The organism is Rathayibacter rathayi (genome assembly GCF_004011095.1).
Taxonomy (GTDB): Bacteria; Actinomycetota; Actinomycetes; order Actinomycetales; family Microbacteriaceae; genus Rathayibacter; species Rathayibacter rathayi.
Genome location: NZ_CP028129.1, coordinates 3,067,302 through 3,089,707 on the forward strand (window position 1 = coordinate 3,067,302; position 22,406 = coordinate 3,089,707).

Here is a 22,406-nt window from a genome sequence, read left to right on the forward strand (position 1 = left end):
ATACGCAGACCCGTCCCGCCCGGCGAGGCACAGGGCCCGACAGTGCGAGGAGAGAGCACATCCGCCGCGTCTCTTCGTCCGTCTCGGCTTAAGGAGCGACAATCGCGACGAGGAGGGGCGCCGCTGCGAGGCACACTCCGTTGATGATCAGGAGCATGCGTGCCCGGTGCGGTTTCGCGTACACCGCCGCTCCTAATGCCGCGGAGAGCAGCGGCAAGAAGATGATCGAGACCCGGGAGAGGGTGAGGAAGGTCGTGATTCCGCAGGAAGCCCTGAACTCGGCTATGTAGTCGGTAATCGGATCACTCAGGAACAGTGCAAACATTCCGAGCCAGCCTCCGCCCACGACGAGCGAGAGAAGGATGAGCATCTGGATCACGTAGTAGGTGGGCGGCATGAATCTGCGTGCGCAGAAGTGCCAGCTTAGTGCTGCGCAGGCCGAGAGGAGCGATGAGGCGGCGAGATCGACCGCCACGCCATCGGCGAGAACGGACCCGCACCGCTGCCAGCGCAAGACTGTGTCGACGAAAAGGAGGCTGCTCAACCCCCATAAGCCGAGGCACACGCCCCAGAGTAGGATCTGAGCCGATACCGTCCCGGCGGGACGGCGAACCCCCGTCATCGCCGAGTCCAGCGCTTCGCGGCGTCGAGCGCGTCTGCGAAGCCATCAGCTATATCCTGAATCTCCGTGGCACGGACGGTGGCGGATGGGTCGTAGTGTCCTCCGGTTGAGCCAGGTGCGCGCTCTGTGAGGAAAACCTTCCGAGCGACTGCGCTCTCCCATCCGACGACCGTCAGCCAATCTTCTGTGAATGCCTTCTTCGCCGCCGCGACAACCTTGGACGAGGAACCACCAAATCGCGAGCCTACGAACTGTTTGGCCAGCCAGCCCGGGTCGTCTTCCATCGCCACCGAATGCTCGCGTACGACATCGTCGAGAGTTCGATTACGGTCCGACACCAGAACCTTCGCAATCAGGTAGGCGGACATATCCGCACGAAGGTCTCCTTCAGCAAAGTGGTTAGCGGATCCAACCCCACAGTTTTCCGCGATCCACTGGCGTACACCTTTCCCGAGAGTTCCCTTCGCCGCCACTCGCGCCTTCTCATAATCATTCCACAGCGTTACCAAATCGAGGGCCCATGACGCGAGATCGCCCGTCGTCAGATTATCGGAATTAGACGGTATATCGTTCGCCTCCCCGCGAATCATATAAGTCCTCGTTGAAACAGCCCAGTGGTCGATTTTGCCAAACCGAAACCATGTTGAGGCATCGGGTTCCGGGAAGGTCGCAGCGTCGGCTAACATTTGCTCAAATAGATCCTGTGCTTTGATTGCAAACGAGGCTTTGTCTGAGTTGGAGACACCGATTCGCCCCGCTGGATCGGGCGCCAAGTGTTCAGCCCATACGTTGCCCGACTCACCACCGTTATACCAAAATCTCGGCTTTTGCAGCTTTGTCAGGACAAAGTGATTGACGTTATACTCGGTTGTCAGTCCGTTCAGAGAATATCTCGCGCAGTACTGCATCCGAGCAATCCGACCGTAAAAGAGGTCATCGTAGCCCGCAGGGCTATTAGCCTTAGTTGATGCGTCGTACGTGTATTTATTGGGAACGCGAGAAACGGCAGGTTGAGCAGCGTCTCGCCCGGAATAGATATCCTTGTCAATACCGATCGCTCCATTTCCTGAGCCAACAGTATATTCCTTGATCTGGTCGAATGCCCAATTCACTGGAAGGCGGAAGCCAAGGTTTCCACTGTAACCAGTGGACATGCCGCTTACGAAGCTATAGGTCGCATAGTTCTTGCTGGAAACAATAGAGCATGTGTTGCGAGCACCGTAGACGCCAATACGGTATTGGCTGCCGCGGAATGCCATCGATATTGCTTCGAAATACGGAACTATTTTACCGTCGACTTCATCTTCGACAGCGTCGAAGTCCACCGTAAAATAAATCACCGTCCCCGGCTTAAACCCAAACTTGAGCGCCTCAAAATGAGCTCTTCTACCCGAAATTCGCCCCTTTTCTGCGTCGAAAAACGAGGCACTACCTCCGCCTTCCTGAAAGATCGGAAATACCCGCAAACCGCTTGCGAATATAGTAGATATTTCACCAGGCTTAATGTTTTTATCTGTTGGGTCGGGCGTATTCGGGGTATTCGTTAAGTAGCGGCCGACTATAGAATAGCCGTTCGCCTTCAGGGTGCTAGCTCGTGCGGCCGTGATGGTCGTGATGCAGTCGACGGCCTTCGCGCTATCCATCCGTTCAGGGTCGCCTGTCGAAGCAAGCAGTGACGCCCAGGTTTTCCAGTCCGCGCGTCCAGATTGCGGCAGCATCGTGAAGTCCTGAAAGGACTTCACGTTTGCCGTCATCTTCTCGGAGAAGACGCCGTCGTACTCTCCGTCGTACGATCCATTAAAAGCTAGCGCCGCCTGGAAGAGATGAACGAAGTATTGTGACGAATCGCTTGATCCTCGTCCGACATTCGCAGCACTGGAACTCAATCCGGCCTTAGTGCCGGGGCCGAGGTAGCCATTGGCAGTGCCGTCGGCCATTCCTATCTCATATTGCAGTCCATACATAAGTCCTACCTGAACGTCACGGGAGTAAATCCCATCGCAGGGAATGAGAAAGAAGTCGCTTCGCCCGTTATAACGAGCGTTAAGAGACCTCTGGATGGAGCGAATCAGTTGACTTCCCCTTGGCAAAAGAATGTATGCGTCCATAGAGCGTTATTCATAAGGTCTGATTTGCGCGTGTCGCTCGAAAGGCATCGGCCCCTCGTGCGAGAGAATAGAAGTTATCACACTTCACTATTCTCGGGACAAGAGGCCGATGCGTTACGACTCTACTACAGGGCTTGATTCGGAGCAGATCACGGAACTCGTTTCCCGGATCTGGCAGATCGTGCAGTCCCGTCCGGCGTCGGCGGGGCGAGTGGCGATCCTGAATCTTCGGGAGCAGGTGGTTGTGACGGTGATGTTGGTGCGGCAGAACCTGAACCAGATGACGGTCGGTGACCTGTTCGGCGTCTCCCAGCCGACCGTGTCGCGGATCTACCGGCGGATCGTGCCGCTGATCGAACAAGCGTGCTGCCTGTCCGGCGTGCCACTAGAGGAAGCCGCGATCGGCCGGGTCCTTCTGGTCGACGGTACCGACGTGCCCACCGGGAACCGTGCCAGCGCGGGGGAGAACTACTCCGGGAAACGGCACCGGCAGGGCGTGAACGTGCAGATCGCGTCCGACCTGAAAGGCTCGCTGCTGTGCGTCTCGGAGCCCGTGGCCGGCGCGCGCCACGATCGAGCTGCGATCACGCTCTGCGGCTGGGAGCCTGTCCTCGACGCCGTCGAATGGATCGCGGATCCCGGATATCAAGGCACCACCGCAACAACACCGACAAAGAAGCCCACTGGCGGTGAACTCGACGACAACACGAAAACCAGCAATCGGACACTCTCCATCATCCGATCAGCGGTCGAAAGATGCATCGCCCACTGGAAGAACTGGAAAATACTCGCCACCGGCTACCGCGGCCGACTCCACGAACTCCCCAACCTCATCCGCGCCATCACCAAACTCGAACTCTACCGACTCGGCTGGTAACCCCTTATGAATAACGCTCATAGTGAGCAGACTCTTGAATAGCTTAGGAATAATTTCCGCGGCTGCAGGTAGCCCTATATTCGTGTTCAATCTTGCGATAGAAATGGTGGTAGTAGAGTCCCATACGGTCCATTTACCGTCGGGACTCGACATTCCCCCGTACCCTTTGCACCACAGCGCAGCTTGAACGATTCCGAGGATGCCTTTGTTCACAGTCTTCGACGAAACTGTTGGGAACTGTTTGGCGAGCCTTGCAAATGTTGTTTCACCGAAGTTGTCCGACAAGCTCGTGATCCCCAGTTCGTGCTGCAGGGCTCTGGTGAGCGCAAACATTGTTTTCCACCCAGTCCGCCCGTCGGTAGGCGCAGGATTGAAGCCCGGCACGCCGCTATATTTGTCGTTCACCCATGTCTGGGACTTCTGCACCCATGCATCAACCATTATCTATACCTCTATATTTCGCCCTGAGCGACGTTGGTAATTCGCGGCGTTCCTGAGCCCGTTAAGTCTGTGACTAGATATTTTCGCGTTGCTCGTTGCCAGTATCCATCTTGGGCTGGGCCGGCGAGGAACGCTGAAGCGTAAGTAACCGAGGTGATGACCGGAATTGCCGGAATCTCGACGGCGCGTAGGGTTACTTCGACCGCCGCTCCCGCTGGAACCTCGTCATTGAGCGTGATCGTCATCCGCAAGCGACCTTCCGTTTCTTCCAACATCACTAGATAGGAGGTAGCCGGCCAAGGGGCCTGCGTCAGAGGCGAAACCACCGCGATTCCCAAATCGCCCGGTGCAATCGTCGTCGCTGCGGACGCCGTTGAAGCTATCGTGGCAATCCGTTGAACAGCACACGATTCAAGAACCAAGCTATCAAGCTCGATGGCTAATGTAGATCCGGCGGGGATAGGATGTGGACCGGTACTCATACAGCAAATCGTAGAAGGATACCGATATTTGCTTACTGTCGTCTTAACTCCGTCAACCACTCCAGTTTCGGACCAGACAGCGGTTACCTCGGCGCCCCATGCGGACACGGGAACTCGCGTGTCGTCGGGGAGCCATTCTGCGCGTGCGAGCTCCGAGCCGTCTCTGGCAAGTATTGTTAATATCAGCGGTAAAGGGTGATCTACACCTTCTTCCGGGTAGCGGTCGACTACTGTCAAAGGGAACAAAATGGTTGTCGACGCTGTGGACGTACCATTAAATATATCTGGGATGTCGTAGGTTACGGATGACAAGGCCGGCGGGTCAGCGAGTGTGATCACCGTCGACGCCGTCTCATACTTATCGAGATACGACAGCATGGCTGTGTCGTCGGCAGCGAAAAGTCGCCCGTCGAATTGAATCGAAACTTTGAACTGCGCGGGATTATTTATTTGCATAACTTGGTTCAGCGCAAAATGTACGTTCGAGTATGCAGTGTAGTCGCCAGAAATTACTTGGAGTGGTCTCGAGTCATCGATTACTAGCGAAAATTCTGGCCTAGTCATGGAAGCTGCCGAGGCTGGATCGGCGTAGGAGGACGTCGCCGTCATCATTCCTGTTGCGCCCGACGCTACGAATGTACCAATGAATTGCCGTCGGCTATACACTTATCAGTCCCAAGGCACAAAAGACATAAATATTCCGCACCACGTATTCGGTCCGGGTTCTCCATCAATAGGGCCGCCATAACCGCCACGGTTCGCAGCAAGTCGTTGAATAGCTTTCCATGTATTTGTCCCCCAGTCCCCGTCGATTGGTCCCGTGTAACCGAAGTCTCGTACGTACAATTGTGCGCCGCGTCGGGACTGCGCTCCCCAATGTCCATCGGCAGAACCATCGTATAAGCCACGACAGACAAGCTCAGCCTGCCAGTGCGCAACCGTGACGACATAATCCGCTTCGTAGCGATGATCAGGATACCCGGGGTTGGCAATCCTAACGTCGCGTGTTTGTTGATTGGCCTCATCGCATGTAGTCATATTTATCTTCCTCAGTTTGCTTGATCTTTACCGGTTTCATGGACGACTCGGCCGATTATGCCCGCCGATGTCCACTCGTATTCATGAAATTCTTCAAGTGAATTGCCGACCAATAATTTTTTGTCTTTTTCGCTTGGGAAGGCGGAAACGATTGTGCTATTATCTGCTTTGCTTCGCTCCCACCAGGGCGTGAAGGCATATTCTCGACCTGCGCTTGCCATGTAAGCTGCAATGAGGAAATTCTGTCGAACCCACTCCTCTGCATTTTTCTGTTCCGCCATGGTAAAAGACGAGGGAAATGTGACCGACGTCGGGTCAGAAGTGGCGGTGAGTGCCCGCGATGCGGATTGGTCAAACGCGTCGTGCAATGAATCTCCTGGACGCGGCGTCCCTGCCGAGGCTGAAGAAGTTGCAGTGACACCGCCAAAGACCGACACGGATGTCGATACGAAGAATTGGCGTCTTGAAATCATAATGTTACGCTTTTCTAGCGTCAAGGAGTTCCGGTAAGCGGTCGAGCTGTGACTTAACCTAACACTTGTGAAGTCGGTGTTTCAGTCCGAGCTATCCATGCCTGTCGCGTGAGTTGCATATCCAGTACAACCGGCTGCCGTCCAGTCGTATCCGGTGGCCTGTGGTTCACCCCAGAGCGCTGTGCCGCCTGGTGAATTTACTGGATACGGTGCGGGGGCTTTGTTGAGCGCGTCGGTACGCTGCCACCACAACTTGAATGTGTAGTCGAAGCCCTTGTCAGCCATACATTGTCCGATAATAACGTTCTGTTGCACCCACGTCTTCGCATTCGCAACTTCTTCGTTCGAGAAGGTGGCTGGATAGGTAATGCTCTCGGGGTCGCTAAGACGGTCGTAAACGGGAGTACCTGACCCGTCGTCGCGAGGCAGCAATACGGTGGTCTCTTGAGGCAGCGGCGCGGTGCCAGCAGGGGAGGGATCGGACGGACTCGTAGTCCCTGGGAGCGGTGGCGGTGAGTCACCTGAAGGGCGCGACCGCCCGTCCGATGCAGATGCGACACCGAGGCTGGTGATGACTATCAACGCCGCAGCAGCAATCACGCTGCACGCGATCGTCGCTCTGCGTTTCTGTGACCGCAGTTCGCGCTCTTCTTGGCTCGGACGCAAGGGAACCCTCCGGACTAATCAGCTACTGGACCATTTGTGAACCTGAGAGACGCTCAGAAATGTGATGCTGATAATTTATCGGAAGGGAGGCTCCGAAGTCAACTGTGTGTCGTTGTGACAAAGTTGGGCTGCTGGGGAAGCGTGTTGTGACGCTCTTGCAAGCAGTTGAGTCCGCATCTGGCAAGCGCTGTGAAGCCGAACCCCACCCTATTGTGAGGGTCCTGCGGGGGTGTCGTGGCATGGGCGGCATGTGGCGCGACGGGTGAGAAACCATAGGTAAGTCTGAGAGAGAAGCCATAAAGGGATAATCTGTGCCCGGGTCCGAGGCTGACCAGGCGGGCATCAGTGATGGCGGCGTGGTGAGCTCGAAGTACCGGGCCTGCGTACCGCGGTTCCGACGGCAACGACACGGGTGAGCAGCCTTGCCTGACACATACGCGTCGTAGGTCGGGGCCTGCCCAACGCAGAACCGCCGCCGTCGAGGGGACGACGGCGGCGGTCCCACCCCGGAGGCGGTCAGGTCACGGCGTGCACGCCACGTTCCCGATCTTGTCCTTGCCCGAGTTCGAGCAGCCCAGCGAGTTGCCGCTCGTTTGCCAGTTCGACGGCTGGTGCAGGTAGACCGCGGCATCCGTGGTCTTCAGGGCGAGGTTGCCGCTGATGGTGTTGTCGTTGCCGGAGCCGTCGGCGCGGGTGATCACCTGGTAGCCGTAGGTGGTGGTGCCGGAGGCGGAGTTGCCGGCGGCGAGCCAGCCGTTCCCCGAGACGAGGATCATCGAGACGACCTCCGAGGAGAGCCGTGATCCGCCGAGGACCGTGTTCCCGACGATGTTGCCGTCCAGGGTCCCCTCCTTCGCCTCGATCGGCTCCGCGCCGGTGTCGGTGATCGAGTTGTCGACTACCGCGATGCGCGCCGTTCGGTCCGGGTCGCAGCCGTTGTACTCGCACCAATTGCGGTCCGAGGTGCCGATGTAGACGCCCTCGCCGTACTTAGTGGCGACGAGGCCAGTGCGGCGGATTGTGCTGCCGACGATCAGCGAATCGGTGGTTTGGTTGCGGAAGTGGACCGCCTCATAACCGATGTCGGTCACCGTCAGGCCGGCCATCTGGACGCCCTTGCTGGCGAGCACCTGGATGCCCTGGAAGGAGCTGCGGACCGAAAAGCCGACCAGGTGCACGTCGCTCACCGTGTTCAGGATGAGGGCGGTGCCGCTGGAGGTCGATCCGGAGGACAGGACCGCACGGGGTGAGCCGCAGATCCAGATCGAGCCGGGCTGGGCGGCCGTGCCGCGCAGGGCGAACTTGCCGGTGTACCAGCCGTCGGCGAGGTGGATCACGTCACCGGAGGACGGGTTGCTCAGCGCCGCGACGAGCTGCGCCGAGTTCGACACCGTCTTAGTGGCGGCGGGGCAATCGAAGGCGTCGAGCAGTGAGGCGCGGGAGCCGAGGAGGTCGGAACTGGTGGTGGCCGTCTCCTTCAGCCGCGAGCGGCGGCCGGCATCGTCGGTGGCGACCACCGAGTAGGTGTAGCGGCGGCCGGCCTCGGCGGACTCGTCGCGATACTGGCGTACCGGATCGGCGACCCTGCCGATGACCGTGTCTCCCGAGCCGTCCTGGTTGGAGCGGTGAACCTCGTACGAGACGATCCGCGAACTGAAGGGTGCGTCCCAGGCGACGGTGTAGCCGTCGGTTAGGGGTGAGAGTTCCACGGCGTCGGTCGCGAGACCGTCGTCAGCGAGCACGAAGGCGTCGATGATCAGGTTTCTGTCGGTCGACTTCGCGTTCTTCGTCCCGGTGTACGAGATGGTCACCGTGTGCGTGCCCTCGGAGAGATCGGTCGTCTCGTAGACCGGCACCTGGTACTGCGCGGTGGAGCTGTAGCGATCGACCCTCGTGACGGGGCCGCCGTCGACCGAGACCGCGGCGATCCCCGAGGAGGAGGTCTTGCGGCTGATCCAGCGCCACGATGTGCCGATGAAGGTGAAGGACACTGAGCCGGCCGACGTCAGGTAGCTGATCCCGCCGCCGCTGTCGCCGCCGGCCATCGACTTCCACGATCCCGTGTAGTCCAGCGCGGGGTCCGTCTCCTGCACGGTGAGGCTGGTGGCGCCGGAGGGGTCGAGTACGGGGCCGCCGCCGCCGGTCTCGTTGACCGGCTGCTCGACGGAGCCGGTCGCGCGGGTGATGTCGAGCGCGTCGATGACCAGGTTCTCGTCGTCCGCGGCGCTGTTCGCCCGCCCGCTCCACGCGATCGTGACTGTGTGGACCGTGTCGGTGAGGCCCTTCTTCGAGAACACCGGGACTTGGTACGCGGTCGTCGTGGTGTAGCGGTCGACCGAGGTGCTCGCGCCGTCGACGGTGACGGTGGCGATGCCGGCGGACGCGGTGGTGCGGCTGATCCAGCTGAAGCCGGTGCCGCGGAAGCTGAACGAGACGGAGCCGGTGCTGTTGAGGAACGTGATCCCGCCCGCGCTGTCGCCGCCGCTCATTGTGCGCCACGAGCCGCTGTACGTGAGCGAGGAGTTGGTCTCCTGAATCCGCGTGCTCTGCCCGGCACCCGGGTCCAGGGTGGCGGCGGAGGCGGCCGGTGCCGTAAGAGGAGCGACCAGGATGCCCAGGGCGATCAGGGCGGTGGCGAGGGTGCTGCGGGTGCGTCGTCGTCGGGGGCGGTTCGGGTGTGGCGTCGTTTGCAGGTCTGGCGGTGTCTGTATATCTGGCGGTGTCTGTATGTCTGGCGGTGTCTGGGCGTCTGGTCTCTGGGGGTTCACGATCGGCTCCGGGTCATCGGGGGGGCTTTGGGGCGGTTCGAGGGGGCTGGAGGGGCGCTGCTCAAGGGGGTAGCGAAGGTCCTCCTGACGCTATATACGGCCCGTGCTAGTGCCGGTTGGTTGAGAGGGATTCATGTCCTAGTGCCCCGTTCGGGCGTGGTTCTCGGGTCGTAATGGCACTATGGCTGAACGGCTGGCGTATCGCCAACGACGTGTGTGAGAGAGATGGTGACAAGCAATGTCGACGGGCGGATCGGAGCCACGGATCAGGTCGGGAGAAGACGTCGGGAACGCCTCTGCGACGTGGACGAGGGAGGAGTGCTGCTCGGGCAAGAAGCGGCGACCTTACCCGCCGACTCTGGGTGCGATCCTGAGCGAGGCCCTATCCCACAAGAATTGACCGGCCGTTTACCGGTCCGACCTCCGGCCGAAATACTGCGAGGATGAACTGTCTACTGGTGATCGTTGTCGCACTTGCGTCGAGAATCATCCGCCGCTGGTGAAGGGCGGTTCCGACAGTGGAGAGGACGCGATGGACCCGGCGATGACCAACGACCGCCCGTCGACCCTGCCCTCCCCGGAGCGACAGGGCCGCCGCCGCGCCCGCACTCTGATCGCTCGGCTCCTGCTCGTGCCCCTCGTCGTGCTCGCCGTCTTCGGCGCGGGCATCCCGCTCTATGTCACGCCGCCGATCGACCCGATCCCCGAGCAGGCGGACGCGGTGTTCGTGCTTGGGCCCTCGACGAGGGCGCGCGTCGAGTTCGCCCGGCGGATCATCACCTCCGGAGCGACCGACACGATGGTGCTCTCGGTCGGCCCTGGCGAGATGGGTGCGCCCTACGAGGACAAGAAGTACAAGAAGTGTAATGAGCCGGGCGGCGATGTCCTCTGCTATTCCGCCGATCCGCTTACCACTCAGGGAGAGGCTCGGCAGCTGCGCGACCTGGCCGCCGAATACGGATGGGACCACGTCATTGTGATCACCAGTTCCCCCCATCTCGTCCGCGCGAAGATGATCCTCCAGCGCTGCTATTCCGGCGACCTCTCGATGGTGCCCTCGGGAGAGCCGATGGGGCTCGACTACCTCGTCGGTCAGTACTTCTATCAGACCGGCGGATTCCTCAAGGCTTTCCTGGTCACCAATAACTGCTGAGGTTTCCGAAAGCTGAGTCGGCTTACGCTAGTCTGCCGAGAGCGCCATCGGCACCGAGCCCGCTCGCTAACTCCTCCGAAAGGCCCGCCCGTGACACCTGCCCGATTGATTTTCGCCGTCGGCCGCGGCCAGTACGAGAACATCGGCGACATCATCCTCCGCCGCCAGCTCCTCGACTGGTTGCGCGAGTCCGGTCCGCTGCATGTCTACGTCGGTCACTCGCCGTGGGGCTACGACGACGGCCTCCGTCTCGGACCCGATGACACCGTCTACCGCTCGCTGCTGCGGTGGTACGCGGCGCTCGCCCGCGAGGCTCTGGCGGGCCGGGCGAACTCGGTGTTCAAGCCGGGAGAGATCCAACTGACCCTGATCGGGATGAAGGAGCACCTCGTGATGCTCCCGGGCATCGCGCTGGTGCGTCTGGGCGGCGGTCGGGTGATCCGCGCCGGTGTCGGCACCCGCAACTTCGCTCCGCTGCCGCGCGCGATCATGTGGCCCTCGATGGCACTCTCCAGCTACACCCGCTGGCGCGACGACAAGACGGCCGCTTACCTGCGCGTCGGCGCCGCGATGCCGGACCTCGGCTACGGCGAGGGCGCGAGCGACGAGGAGCTGCGTGCGTTCGCTGCTCAGCCCGACGAGGAGCGGCGTGTGCTCGTCCTCTCTCTCCGCGAGGACCACGAGGTGGATGCGCGGCCCTACCCCGAGCAGGAGTGGTTGGCCGCGATCAAGGGCTTCGCCGAGCGCGAGGACCTCGACATCGTCGTCGTGACCCAGGTCGCCGTCGACGCCGAGCGCTCCCGCCGACTCGCCGCCGATCTCGACGCCGAGATCCTTGACTGGGATCCGGCGCACACCCACGACGAGCACGAGATCCTGCTGCGCGAGCTGTACAAGCGGGCCCGGATCGCGATGAGCGACCGGCTGCATGTGATCATCATGGCGTTCACCGAGGGTGCGGCCCCGGTGAGCGTGCAGATGGACGGATCCACGAAGGCATCGCGTCACTTCGAGACGATCGGGATTCACGACGTCACGGTCGACATGTCGCGGACGACCCCGACAACGGGCGTCGCGACCTTCGGGTCAGTGCTCGCCCGCCGCAGCGAGCTGCTCGAGAAGCTGCTCGTCGCGCGCGGTCGCCTCCGCGGGGTGCGCGACGACATCCAGGCGCTGCTCGCGGTGCCGCCGCGCAGCCACCCGGCCGCCCCGGCGGGCCCGACGACGCCGGTGTACCACGTCGGCCGCAGCGGCGAGGTCCCCGGAGGGATGACGCAGGTCGTCAACGGATACCTCCGCTGGCCGTTCGCCCGCTCCGACGTCCGGGTCATCCTCTCGCGCACCGCGCCGGGCGAGCACGTCGCCGCGGCCCGCCTGGCCGCCGGCGCCGCCGCCCGCATCGTCGCTATCGCCCGCCGCGAGTTCGGCAGCGTCATCGTTGTGCACCTCTCGGAGCGCGGCTCGTTCCTCCGCGAGGGATCGCTGCTGCGCCTGGCGCACCGCCTCGGACTGCGCACGGTCGCCCACCTGCACGGCAGCGAGTTCGCCGCCTTCACCGCCGCGCACCCGCGCCTGGTGAAGGACGTGCTGCGCAGCGCCGACGAGGTCATCTCGCTCTCGGAGGAGACCTCGGCGATCTGCCGCCGCTACGTCCCTGCCGATCGCGTGCATCTCGTGCCCAACGCGCTCGAGCAGGGCACGCCGCGCGAGAAGACCCGCACCGTCGTCTTCGGCGGAGTCGTCAGCCACCGCAAGGGTGTCGACGTCCTGCAGAAGGCGTGGGCGAAGCTCCAGGGCGCCGAGGGCTGGCGCCTGCTGATCGCCGGACCGATCCGCGAGCCCGAGGTCGTGGACCGGAGCGTCCCGGGGATCGAGTTCCTCGACTCGCTCGAGAACGCCCGCCTGCTCGCGCTGCTCGACCAGGCGTCGATCGCCGTGCTGCCCTCGCGCGAGGAGGCGATGCCGATCTTCATCCTTGAGGCCCTCGCCCGCGATGCGGCCGTCGTCTCGACAGCGGTCGGCGGCATCCCCGAGGTCCTCGGCGACGGCTGCGGCCGGGTCGTCGCACCCGGCGACGTGGACGCCCTCGCCGCCGCGCTGACCGAGCTGATCACCGACGCCGACGCCCGCGCTGAGGTCGTCGAGAAGGCCGGAGTGCGCTTCCGCGAGCGCTTCTCGGCCGACGCGGTATTCCCGCGCGTCGAAGAGGTCTGGCTCGGCTGAGCCGCCTGCGACTTCGCCCCGGATCCCGCCTGCCGCCCCTCTCCGGGGCGGGGCGGGGTTCGGGGAGCGTAAAATCGCTGACGTCTGCGGCGCCCTGCCGTCGCGCGCTGTGCCGTCCGGTCCCGGACGCCTTCCTCCTCACTTCCCAGAGAGGCTCGACGTGGCCATCGCCGCCGACTCCGACCGCCGCCTGTGGACCCTGCCCCTCGCGCGCGCTGCGATCGCGGCGGTCGCCGGCTGCGTCGTCACCTTCTCGCCCGACCACGGTCCCGCCTTCGGTCTTGCTCTCTTCGGTGGCTTCGCGCTCGCGACCGGTGCCGCCTCGCTCGCCCTCGGGCTGTCCCGCTGGAGCGGTCGTGCCCGCCCGCCCGCGCTCGCCGCGGCGGTGCTCACCCTGCTGGCCGGTGTCGCCGCGCTCCTCGCGCTCCCCGTGGCCACTCTGCTCTCCTTCGTCGCCCTCGTCGCCGGCTGGGCGCTGCTCTCCGGCTTCTTCGAGTTCTCCAGCGGACGCCGTGGCCAGGGTCTCACCGGGCGCGACGCTGTGATTGTCGGCATCGGCACCATGCTGCTCGGAGCCGCCTTTGGGCTCCTTCCGCCGCATCCCGTCGTCACGGTCGGTCTCCTCGGCGCCTACGCGGTGATGGTCGCGGTGTACCTCGGGATCGCGGCGTTCTCTCTCAAATGGGCCACGGGCGCCTCCACCGGACACGGCCCCGTCGCCCCCACGACACCGACCTCCGGAGGAGACCGATGACCGCCGAAGGCCAGCAGCCCGACCCCGCCTCCGGGGCCGACCCGCGCGATCCCGGCGAATTCACGCCGCGCACGTTCCAGCCGACCCGGAAGGACCGCCTCCGCCCGCTCGAACTGATCGGCTTCTCTGCGGTGATGTCCGCCTTCGTCGGCCTTGTCGTGCTGCTGTCCACTCGTGAGACGGTCGTCGCGATCATCTCGTTCGGAGTGGCGTTCATCGTCGTCCTCGTCGCGATCGCCATGTTCTCGCTGACCTTCAAGCCCGACGCCGCCGAGATCGCGGACATCGACGAACAGGATGCGCACGGGGCGTGATCGCGCGGGCCGCACTCCGGCCCGTCACTCCGTCTGTCTCGTCACTCCGTCTGTTGTGTCGCCCTGTTTCGTCGCTTGAGCCGCACCGGCCGAGCGTCAGCCCAGGCGGTCGACCAGCGCCGAGGCGAGCCCGGTGTAGCCCCCCGGCGTCAGCACCAGCAGGCGCTCCTTCGCCGCGTCGCCGATGTCGAGACCCTGCACGAAGACGGCGAGGTCGTCGGCGCCCAGGCGCTTGCCGCGGGTGAGGTCCTTGAGCAGCGCGTACGGGTCGGTGATCGAGGAGCGGCCGGCCGCCACCTCCGCACGGATCACGGTCTGGATCGCCTCGGCCAGCACCTCCCAGTTGCCGTCGAGGTCGGCGGCGAGGGCGCTCGGGTCGAGGTCGATCTCGAGCAGGCCGCGGGCGATGTTGTCGAGCGCGAGGAGCGAGTGGCCGAATGCGACTCCGATGTTGCGCTGCGTGGTCGAGTCGGTGAGGTCGCGCTGGAGGCGCGAGGTGACCAGGGTCTGTGCGAGCGAGTCGAGCAGGGCGCTCGAGAGCTCGAGGTTCGCCTCGGCGTTCTCGAAGCGGATCGGGTTGATCTTGTGCGGCATCGTGGACGAGCCGGTCGCCCCGGCCTGCGGGATCTGCCGGAAGTAGCCGAGCGAGATGTAGGTCCAGACGTCGGTGCAGATGTTGTGCAGGATGCGGTTTGCGTGCGCCGCCTTGCCGTAGAGCTCGGCCTGCCAGTCGTGCGATTCGATCTGGGTGGTCAGCGGGTTGAAGACGAGGCCGAGGGAGGTGACGAACTCCTCCGCGAGTGCCGGCCAGTCGGTGCCGGGATCGGCGGCGAGATGCGCCGCGAACGTGCCCGTCGCTCCGCTGAACTTTCCCAGGTATTCGGTGGCTTCGATCTGCACGACGACCCGCTCGAGCCGGTAAGCGTAGACGGCGAACTCTTTGCCCATCGTGGTCGGGGTCGCCGGCTGGCCGTGCGTGCGGCTGAGCATCGACTCGTCGCGGTAGCGGACGGCGAGTTCGCGCAGCGAGTCGACGACCGACCGCAGCTTCGGCAGCCAGATCTCGCCGACGGCCCGGCGGACCATGATCGCGTAGGAGAGGTTGTTGATGTCCTCGCTCGTGGCGGCGAAGTGCGTGAGTTCGGCGATCCGCTGGAGGCCGAGCTCGTCGAGCCAGTGGCGGACGAGGTACTCGACGGCCTTCACGTCGTGGCGGGTGCGGGCCTCGAGGGCCGCCAGCTCGTCGATCTCCGGCTGGCCGAAGTCGCGGGCGCGGCGGCGCAGCTCCTCGGCGGTCGCGGCATCGACGGGCTGTGAGCCGAAGAGGCGCCGATCGGTCAGTGCCAGCAGCCACTCGACCTCGACGTGTACCCGGGCGCGGTTCAGCCCCGCCTCCGAGAGGTACTCGCCGAGCGACGAGACGGCGCCGCTGTAGCGGCCGTCGAGGGGGCTCAGCGGCTGGGTGGGGAGCGAGGTCATGCGGTGGTGCCTTCCGGTTCTCAGGTGTCCTGCGCGAGGGCGGCGCGCGCGTCGGTGGAGTCGGGGCGGACCGAGCGGTTGCCGCGCAGTCCGGGTTCGATCTGGGCGAAGAGGGCTCGGCAGGCGCGCTCGATGAGCGTGAGCACCGAGTCGAATGCCGCCGCATCGGAATAGTAGGGGTCAGGGACGTCGCCCTGCGGAGAGAGGCTCGGCTCGAAGTCGAGGAGGCGGCGGATCTTCTGCCGGTCCACCTCCGTGCGGGCCCAGGAGCGCAGCGCCCGCTCGTGTCCGTGGTCGAGCGCGACGACGAGGTCGAATTCGGCGAACCGCGACGGATCGAAGAGCTGGGCGCGGTGGCGGCGACCGTCGAATCCGTGCCGCTCGAGCGTGTCGAGGGCACGGCGGTCGGCGTGCTCGCCGAGGTGCCACTCGCCGGTGCCGGCCGAGCTGATCTCGATCGCGGAGCCGAGCCCCGCCTGCTCCGCCAGCGAGCGCAGCACTACCTCGGCCATGGGCGATCGGCAGATATTGCCGGTGCAGACGAAGCACACGGCGAAGGCCGAGGGCGCAGTGGAGTCGGGGGTCACCCGCCCATCATGGCGCACCGAAGCTCCTCCACAGCAGGCCGATTCCGGCCGTTGTCCACCGATGTCAGGGGACTCCGCTCGGTCGGTCGCGGGGAGGTCGATGCTGGTGCCGAGGCCGCGGAATCAGTCCTGACGGCGGCGGAGGAAGGGGCGCAGGAGGAGACCAATGAACCAGTTCACCAGGGCGAGCACGAGGGCGCCGAGCACGCCCCACCAGAAGCCGTCCACGACGAGTCCAAAGCCGAAGAGCCCGCTGATCCAGGCGGTCAGCAGCAGAAGGAGCCCGTTCACGAGGAACGAGAGGAGGCCGAGCGTGAGCAGGTACAGGGGGAAGGCGATCACGCGCACGACCCCACCCACGACGGCGTTGACCACTCCGAAGATCAGCGCCACCAGCAGGTATGTGAGGATCGCGGCGGCCGGGCCCCCGTCGTACGGATCCACGCGCACGCCCGCCACGACCAGGGTCGTGAGCCAGATCGCGACAGCGTTGGTCAGGAGGCCGAAAAGGAGTCTGCGCATGCCTTTACTATCCCCGCCGACGGGGCAGGTCGCGAGTCGGGGCTCAGGTGAGGGGCCCGCCAATGGTCGGCTCCGGGCCGGGCGTGCAGAGCCGGGGATCGTCGGCGCAGGTCCGCGGGGGGAGGGCGGGCGCGGGCTCGGGCTGTGGCTCGGGCTCGGCGGTTGGTTGGGGTGCCGGCGGCGGAGCCGGTTGCGAGGCAGGCGGCTCAGGAGCGGGACTCGGAGCGGCGGGGTCGGGTGTCGGCACCTGGGTAGGAGCAGGTGCGGTGCTCGGCCGCGGAGCGGCGGGCGGTGCGGGGCGTGGGGGAGGGCCGACTCCGCTGCCCGGCTCGGGGATCAGCGGCTCCCGTGCCTCGATCACGGCGAGGGCGAGCGGGGCGAGCGTGGCTCCGGAGGCGAGGGCGCTGCGGAGCTGCTCGACGGCGTCGGTCAGGGTGCTCCGCCGAGCGGTCGACCCACGGCCGGAGGCAAGCGCCGCCGCGCCAAGACCGAGGACCCGCCCGGCGAGAGTAGTGCGCTGCTCGGCCGCGGCGGCCGTCGCCTCAGTGATGGCCTCGGCCGAGACTCCCTCCAGCGCGGTGTTGAGGATCCCGATCGCGACGAGCAGGTCAGTGCGTGCCGCGCCCGCGACGGCGCCGTCGGTAGCGGTCAGCAACGCCAGCGCGTCGTCCCGGAGGGCGAGACCGGCCTCACGCGCGGCGGTGTAGGCGGGCGGAGCGGCCACGTCGATCGAGGTCTCGCGGAGGGTCGGGGTCGGCCGAGCGCCCTCCGATCCGGGTGCGCAGGCCGAGAGTGCGCCGGCCGTGAGGAGCAGAGCGATCGCCGCCGAGATGCCACGCAGGAGTGCTCGCGCACCCCTGCACCGCTCGGTTCGCCCTCGACTCCGCATCTCTGTACCCTAATCGGGGGACGGTCGCCGCGGACACCCGACCGCAAACCGCTTCGTGTCGTCGAGCCGCGTTCCAGGCGGCGCCCCGACGGGGGACGGCGCCTCCGCGCGACCGTCCCGGGCTGGCGACGGCGCGCGCCGAACGAAACGGTCCCGGTGCCCGTGCCGCCTAGCATGGGCCGGGTGACCGACCAGCAGGAGCCTCCCGTTCGCCTCCGACCCGAGATCCTGGCGCTCCCCGCCTACAAGCAGGGCCGCGCAGCCGCCTCCGATGCGTTCAAGCTCTCCTCCAACGAGAACCCGTTCGACCCGTTGCCCTCCGTGCTCGAGCGGGTGCGCGAGGTTGACGACTTCAACCGCTACCCCGATGCGGCGGCCACGGCGCTGCACACAGAACTCGCCGCTGTGTACGGCGTCCCCATCGACGAGGTGATCGTCGGAGCCGGCTCCGTCGCCGTCATCGCCCAGCTCATCGCCGCGGCGGCCGGCCCGGGCGACGAGGTCGTCTACGCTTGGCGCTCGTTCGAGGCCTACCCCTCGCTCGTCACCACGGCCGGCGCCACCAGCGTCCGCGTGCCGTTGCGCGCCGACGATACCCACGACCTCGATGCGATGCTGCAGGCCGTGACCGAGCGCACGCGCCTGCTCATCGTCTGCAGCCCCAACAACCCCACCGGTACCGTCGCCACCGCCCACGACGTCGAGGCGCTCCTCGAGCGCGTCCCGAGCGACGTCCTCGTGCTCCTCGACGAGGCCTACGCAGAGTTCGTGGGGGACGAGCGCGCCGTCGACGGCACGCGCCTGCTCGGCCGCTACCCCAACCTCGTGATCGCGCGCACCTTCTCGAAGGCGTACGGGCTGGCCGGGCTCCGCGTCGGCTACGCGCTCGGTCACGCGCGGATCCTCGATGCCGCCCGCTCCACCGCCATCCCGCTCTCCGTCACCCGGTTCGCCGAGACCGCGGCCGTCGCCTCCCTCCAGCACCGCGCGGAGCTGCTCGAGCGCGTGCATCGCATCACCCGCCTCCGTGACGACCTCTGGCGGGCGCTCCTCGACCAGGGCTGGAGCATCCCGAAGTCGCAGGCCAACTTCCTCTGGTTCGACACCCGCGAGGACACGGCGCGGGCGGCAGAGGCGTTTGCGCGGGTCGGAGTCGTGGTCCGAGCGTTCCCGCCCGAGGGCATCCGCGTATCCGTCGGCGAGGCGAGCTCTGTGGACAAGCTCCTCTCCGCGGCGGCCGAGATTGTGGCTTCCCTCCCCGAGGGCCATCCCGCGAGACGGATAGGTTAGTCCAGTGGTAGCCACCAGCACGGAGTCGCCGACTGTCCAATTCCTCTCCGCGGACGGGCGGTTCTCACCGACCCCCGCTGCCGAGCAGTACGCCTCCTACCTCGACGGGGTGGACGAGGCCCAGCACCGCTCCTTCTACCGTGAGATGGCGGTGGTCCGACGCTTCGACAGCGAAGCCGCGAACCTGCAGCGCCAGGGGCAGCTGGGCCTGTGGGTGCCGAGCCACGGCCAGGAGGCGGCACAGGTCGGCTCCGCCTTCGCGATGCGCCCGCAGGACCACGTCTTCCCCTCCTACCGCGAGCACGTCGTCGGCAAGATCCGCGGCATCGACCTGCTCGGCGTCCTCGCCCTCCTGCGCGGCACGACGCACGGCGGCTGGGACCCGACCGATCCGGCCAACGGCAACTTCCACATCTATACGCTGGTGCTTGGCTCGCAGGCGCTGCACGCCACCGGCTACGCGATGGGACTCACCCTCGACGGAGTCACCGGCACGGGTGACCCCGAGAAGGACGAGGCCGTCGTCGTCTACTTCGGCGACGGCGCCTCCAGCCAGGGCGATGTGAGCGAGGCGATGATCTTCGCCGCGAGCTACCAGACGCCCGAGGTCTTCTTCCTCCAGAACAACCACTACGCGATCTCGGTACCGGTGGCGACGCAGTCGCGCAGTCCCCTCTACCTCCGCTCCTCCGGCTTCGGCATCCCGGGCGTGCAGATCGACGGCAATGACGTGCTCGCGAGCTACGCCGTCACCGCCAAGCACCTCCACGACGCGCGATCCGGCGGCGGGCCCCAGTTCATCGAGGCTCTGACCTATCGGATCGGCGCGCACACCTCGAGCGACGACCCGACCAAGTACCGCACCGACGACGAGCTCGCCTCGTGGGTCGCGAAAGACCCGATCACCCGCTTCGCCGCGTTCCTGCGGAGCGAGGGCGTGCCGCAGTCCTTCTTCGACGACGTCGACGAGGAGGCGCGCGACTTCGCGTCCGACATTCGTCGGCGCCTGCTCGCCCTCGAGGCGCCGTCCGCGGGCATCATCTTCGACAACGTCTACTCGGAGCCGCACGCGCTCGTCGAGGACCAGAAGGCGTGGCTGCAGCGCTACGAAGAATCGTTCGGAGGCGAGTGATGACGATCGACACCAGCACGACGACCGCGCAGGCGGCCCCCACCGGGTCGCAGCTCGAGTCGATGTCCCTGGCCAAGGCGCTCAACGCCGGCCTCCGCCGCGCCATGACGCAGGACGACCGCGTCCTGCTGATGGGCGAGGACATCGGCCCTCTGGGCGGCGTGTTCCGCATCACGGAGGGGCTGCACGCCGAATTCGGAGCGAAGCGCGTGCTCGACACGCCGCTGGCAGAGTCCGGCATCGTCGGCACGGCAATCGGACTCGCGATGCGCGGGTTCCGGCCGGTCTGCGAGATCCAGTTCGACGGGTTCGTCTACCCGGCGTTCGACCAGATCACCTCGCAGCTCGCCAAAATGACCAATCGGCACGAGGGCGCCATCACCATGCCCGTCGTCATCCGCGTGCCCTACGGCGGGCACATCGGAGCGATCGAGCACCATCAGGAGAGCAACGAGGCATACTTCGCGCACACCGCGGGACTGCGCGTGATCAGCCCGTCGAACCCGAACGACGCCTACTGGATGATCCAGGAGGCCATTGCCTCCAACGATCCCGTGATGTTCTTCGAGCCCAAGAGCCGCTACTGGCCCAAGGGCGACGTCGACCTCCGCTCCTCCGCCCTGCCGCTGCACGCCAGCCGCGTCGTCCGCCAGGGCACCGAGGTCACCCTCGTCGGCTGGGGCCCGATGGTCGCAGTCCTGCTCCAGGCCGCCGAACTCGCGGGCGAGGAGGGAACGAGCGTCGAGGTCGTCGACCTGCGCTCGCTGTCGCCGATCGACTGGGAGCCGCTGCTCGCGTCGGTCCGCAAGACCGGTCGGCTCGTCGTGGGGCAGGAAGCGCCCTCGAACGTCAGCCTCGGCTCCGAGATCGCGGCGACGGTCACCGAGCGCGCCTTCTTCTCGCTGGAGGCGCCGGTCCTGCGCGTCACCGGCTTCGATACCCCCTTCCCGCCCGCCAAGGTCGAGAAGCTCTTCCTCCCCGATGTCGACCGCGTGCTCGAGGCCGTCGACCGCTCGCTCGCGTACTGACGCGCGCGACATCCGCCCGTACGAGCCCTCAGGAGTCCACCGATGACAGAGCAGTTCCTCCTCCCCGACGTCGGTGAGGGCCTCACCGAGGCCGAGATCGTGGCGTGGAGGGTCAAGGTCGGCGACGAGGTGGCCGTCAACCAGGTCCTCGTCGAGATCGAGACCGCCAAGTCACTCGTCGAGCTGCCCTCGCCGTTCAGCGGCACCGTGGTCGACGTGCTCGTTGACGAGGGGCAGACGGTCGATGTCGGCACAGCGATCATCACGGTGCGCTCCGGAGCAGGAGTGATCGGCTCCGAGGTGCCCGCGATCCCTGCGCACCCCTCCCAGGCCGCCACGGCGCCCGCCCCCTCCACCACCGAGCCGGGCGAGGGCTCCGGCGCGGCGCTCGTCGGCTACGGAACCGCTGGGGGCCAGGTGCAGACCCGCCGCCGCCGATCCGGACCCACCGCCGCGCCCACGCGCCCGACCGCGCCCGCCCGTCCCGCCTCGGTGCCCGCTGCCGCAGCGCTCCCGGTCATCGCGAAGCCGCCCATCCGCAAGCTCGCGAAGGACCTCGACGTCGACCTCGTCGAGGTGCAGGCCACAGGCCTCGCCGGCGAGGTCACCCGCGACGACGTCATCCGCCACGCCTCCCAGGCCAGCGTCTTCCGCAACATCCAGACCCCCGCCTGGAGCGACGACCGCGAGGAGCGGGTCCCCGTCCGCGGCGTCCGCAAGGCCATCGCGGCAGCCATGTCGACCAGCGCCTTCACCGCCCCCCACGTCAGCGTCTTCGTCGATGTCGACGCGACCCGGACGATGGAGTTCGTCAAGCGCCTGAAAAACTCGCCCGACTTCGCCGGGGTCAAGGTCTCGCCACTGCTGATCATGGCGAAGGCGATCATCTGGGCCGTCCGCCGCAATCCCACGGTCAATTCGGCCTGGACCGACTCCGAGATCATCGTCCGCCACTACGTCAATCTCGGCATCGCCGCGGCCACCCCGCGCGGCCTGCTCGTCCCCAACGTCAAGGACGCGCAGTCAATGAGCCTCCTCGAACTCGCCCAGGCCCTCGAGAAGCTCACCCTCGATGCTCGCGACGGGAAGACGACAGCCGCCGACATGCAGAACGGCACCATCACCATCACCAACATCGGCGTGTTCGGGATGGACACCGGCACCCCGATCCTCAACCCCGGCGAAGTCGCGATCATCGCGCTCGGCACGATCAAGCAGAAGCCGTGGGTCGTCGACGGCGAGGTCCGCCCACGTTTCGTCACCACGGTCGGCGGCTCCTTCGACCACCGTGTGGTGGACGGCGACGTGGTCAGCCGCTTCGTCGCCGACGTCGCCAGCGTGCTGGAGGAACCGGCGCTGTTGCTGGATTGAGCGGGCTGTTGCCTCATGGAGCGGACTCCTCCTGCGTCGTCGTCCGCTCCGCGGTCGGCCCGGGCGGGGGTGGTGTTTCGCAGAGCGGGTCGCGTACCGCTGCGCCGAATCGCTGCCACGCGATGTGACGGTTCGCTCGACCCGGTGGGAGGGGGAACGACAAGGCGGACGAGGGATGCGCTTGCGGCG

General features: G+C 65.6%; 18 protein-coding genes. 9 read left to right on the plus strand and 9 right to left on the minus strand.

Annotated elements, in window-relative coordinates; translation table 11 throughout:
- Positions 1-88: 88 nt before the first annotated feature.
- Both C1O28_RS14770 and C1O28_RS14775 read right to left on the minus strand, forming a co-directional pair.
- Positions 89-544 (minus strand): hypothetical protein, encoded by a 456-nt coding sequence (locus tag C1O28_RS14770; RefSeq protein ID WP_127821560.1) that lies wholly within the window; start codon positions 542-544, stop codon positions 89-91.
- Between the two features lie 74 nt (positions 545-618).
- A complete protein-coding gene (locus C1O28_RS14775; protein ID WP_160487528.1) occupies positions 619-2,559 on the minus strand; it encodes a glycoside hydrolase domain-containing protein in 1,941 nt (646 codons plus the stop codon).
- Between the two features lie 280 nt (positions 2,560-2,839).
- Between C1O28_RS14775 and C1O28_RS14780 the strand changes: the two genes are divergently transcribed.
- Complete coding sequence (locus C1O28_RS14780; protein ID WP_104249343.1) at positions 2,840-3,607, plus strand: transposase family protein; 768 nt, start codon at positions 2,840-2,842, stop codon at positions 3,605-3,607.
- Between the two features lie 452 nt (positions 3,608-4,059).
- Here C1O28_RS14780 and C1O28_RS14785 read toward each other — a convergent pair whose 3' ends face one another.
- The 3 genes from C1O28_RS14785 to C1O28_RS14795 form a co-directional block, all read right to left on the minus strand.
- Positions 4,060-5,142, minus strand: coding sequence for a hypothetical protein (locus C1O28_RS14785; RefSeq protein ID WP_127821561.1), 1,083 nt, complete (start codon positions 5,140-5,142; stop codon positions 4,060-4,062).
- A 437-nt stretch (positions 5,143-5,579) separates the two neighbouring features.
- Positions 5,580-6,041 (minus strand): hypothetical protein, encoded by a 462-nt coding sequence (locus C1O28_RS14790; protein ID WP_127821562.1) that lies wholly within the window; start codon positions 6,039-6,041, stop codon positions 5,580-5,582.
- Between the two features lie 1,187 nt (positions 6,042-7,228).
- The gene (locus tag C1O28_RS14795; RefSeq protein ID WP_127821563.1) at positions 7,229-9,475 is read right to left on the minus strand and encodes a fibronectin type III domain-containing protein; all 2,247 of its coding nucleotides are present in this window, start codon (positions 9,473-9,475) and stop codon (positions 7,229-7,231) included.
- A gap of 544 nt (positions 9,476-10,019) precedes the next feature.
- On the opposite strand from C1O28_RS14795, the gene C1O28_RS14800 reads away from it, so the two are divergent.
- From C1O28_RS14800 to C1O28_RS15785, 4 genes are all read left to right on the plus strand, one after another.
- Positions 10,020-10,628 (plus strand): YdcF family protein, encoded by a 609-nt coding sequence (locus C1O28_RS14800; protein ID WP_160487555.1) that lies wholly within the window; start codon positions 10,020-10,022, stop codon positions 10,626-10,628.
- A gap of 90 nt (positions 10,629-10,718) precedes the next feature.
- The gene (locus C1O28_RS14805; RefSeq protein WP_127821564.1) at positions 10,719-12,851 is read left to right on the plus strand and encodes a glycosyltransferase family 4 protein; all 2,133 of its coding nucleotides are present in this window, start codon (positions 10,719-10,721) and stop codon (positions 12,849-12,851) included.
- A gap of 160 nt (positions 12,852-13,011) precedes the next feature.
- Positions 13,012-13,605, plus strand: a complete 594-nt coding sequence (locus tag C1O28_RS14810; protein ID WP_097166101.1) for a DUF308 domain-containing protein — start codon at positions 13,012-13,014, stop codon at positions 13,603-13,605.
- Positions 13,602-13,919, plus strand: a complete 318-nt coding sequence (locus tag C1O28_RS15785) for a hypothetical protein (protein ID WP_237398162.1) — start codon at positions 13,602-13,604, stop codon at positions 13,917-13,919. Before C1O28_RS14810 ends, C1O28_RS15785 begins: the two co-directional genes overlap by 4 nt.
- A 96-nt stretch (positions 13,920-14,015) precedes the next feature.
- Here C1O28_RS15785 and purB read toward each other — a convergent pair whose 3' ends face one another.
- The 4 genes from purB to C1O28_RS14835 form a co-directional block, all read right to left on the minus strand.
- A complete protein-coding gene (gene purB, locus C1O28_RS14820; RefSeq protein WP_097166102.1) occupies positions 14,016-15,398 on the minus strand; it encodes an adenylosuccinate lyase in 1,383 nt (460 codons plus the stop codon).
- Positions 15,399-15,418: 20 nt separating this feature from the next.
- The gene (locus C1O28_RS14825) at positions 15,419-15,985 is read right to left on the minus strand and encodes a low molecular weight protein-tyrosine-phosphatase (RefSeq protein WP_181025747.1); all 567 of its coding nucleotides are present in this window, start codon (positions 15,983-15,985) and stop codon (positions 15,419-15,421) included.
- A 123-nt stretch (positions 15,986-16,108) separates the two neighbouring features.
- Entirely contained in the window at positions 16,109-16,507 is a 399-nt protein-coding gene (locus C1O28_RS14830; RefSeq protein WP_097166103.1) for a phage holin family protein, read from the minus strand.
- Between the two features lie 43 nt (positions 16,508-16,550).
- Entirely contained in the window at positions 16,551-17,396 is an 846-nt protein-coding gene (locus C1O28_RS14835; RefSeq protein WP_097166104.1) for a hypothetical protein, read from the minus strand.
- Between the two features lie 174 nt (positions 17,397-17,570).
- Between C1O28_RS14835 and hisC the strand changes: the two genes are divergently transcribed.
- The 4 genes from hisC to C1O28_RS14855 all read left to right on the plus strand — a co-directional run bounded on the left by hisC (position 17,571) and on the right by C1O28_RS14855 (position 22,217).
- Positions 17,571-18,686: a histidinol-phosphate transaminase gene (hisC, locus tag C1O28_RS14840; protein ID WP_097166105.1), complete on the plus strand. Its 1,116-nt coding sequence runs from the start codon at positions 17,571-17,573 to the stop codon at positions 18,684-18,686.
- A gap of 4 nt (positions 18,687-18,690) precedes the next feature.
- Complete coding sequence (locus tag C1O28_RS14845; RefSeq protein ID WP_097166106.1) at positions 18,691-19,818, plus strand: thiamine pyrophosphate-dependent dehydrogenase E1 component subunit alpha; 1,128 nt, start codon at positions 18,691-18,693, stop codon at positions 19,816-19,818.
- A 62-nt stretch (positions 19,819-19,880) separates the two neighbouring features.
- The gene (locus C1O28_RS14850; RefSeq protein ID WP_181024678.1) at positions 19,881-20,846 is read left to right on the plus strand and encodes an alpha-ketoacid dehydrogenase subunit beta; all 966 of its coding nucleotides are present in this window, start codon (positions 19,881-19,883) and stop codon (positions 20,844-20,846) included.
- A 42-nt stretch (positions 20,847-20,888) separates the two neighbouring features.
- Complete coding sequence (locus tag C1O28_RS14855) at positions 20,889-22,217, plus strand: dihydrolipoamide acetyltransferase family protein (protein ID WP_097166108.1); 1,329 nt, start codon at positions 20,889-20,891, stop codon at positions 22,215-22,217.
- The last annotated feature ends 189 nt before the right edge of the window (positions 22,218-22,406 follow it).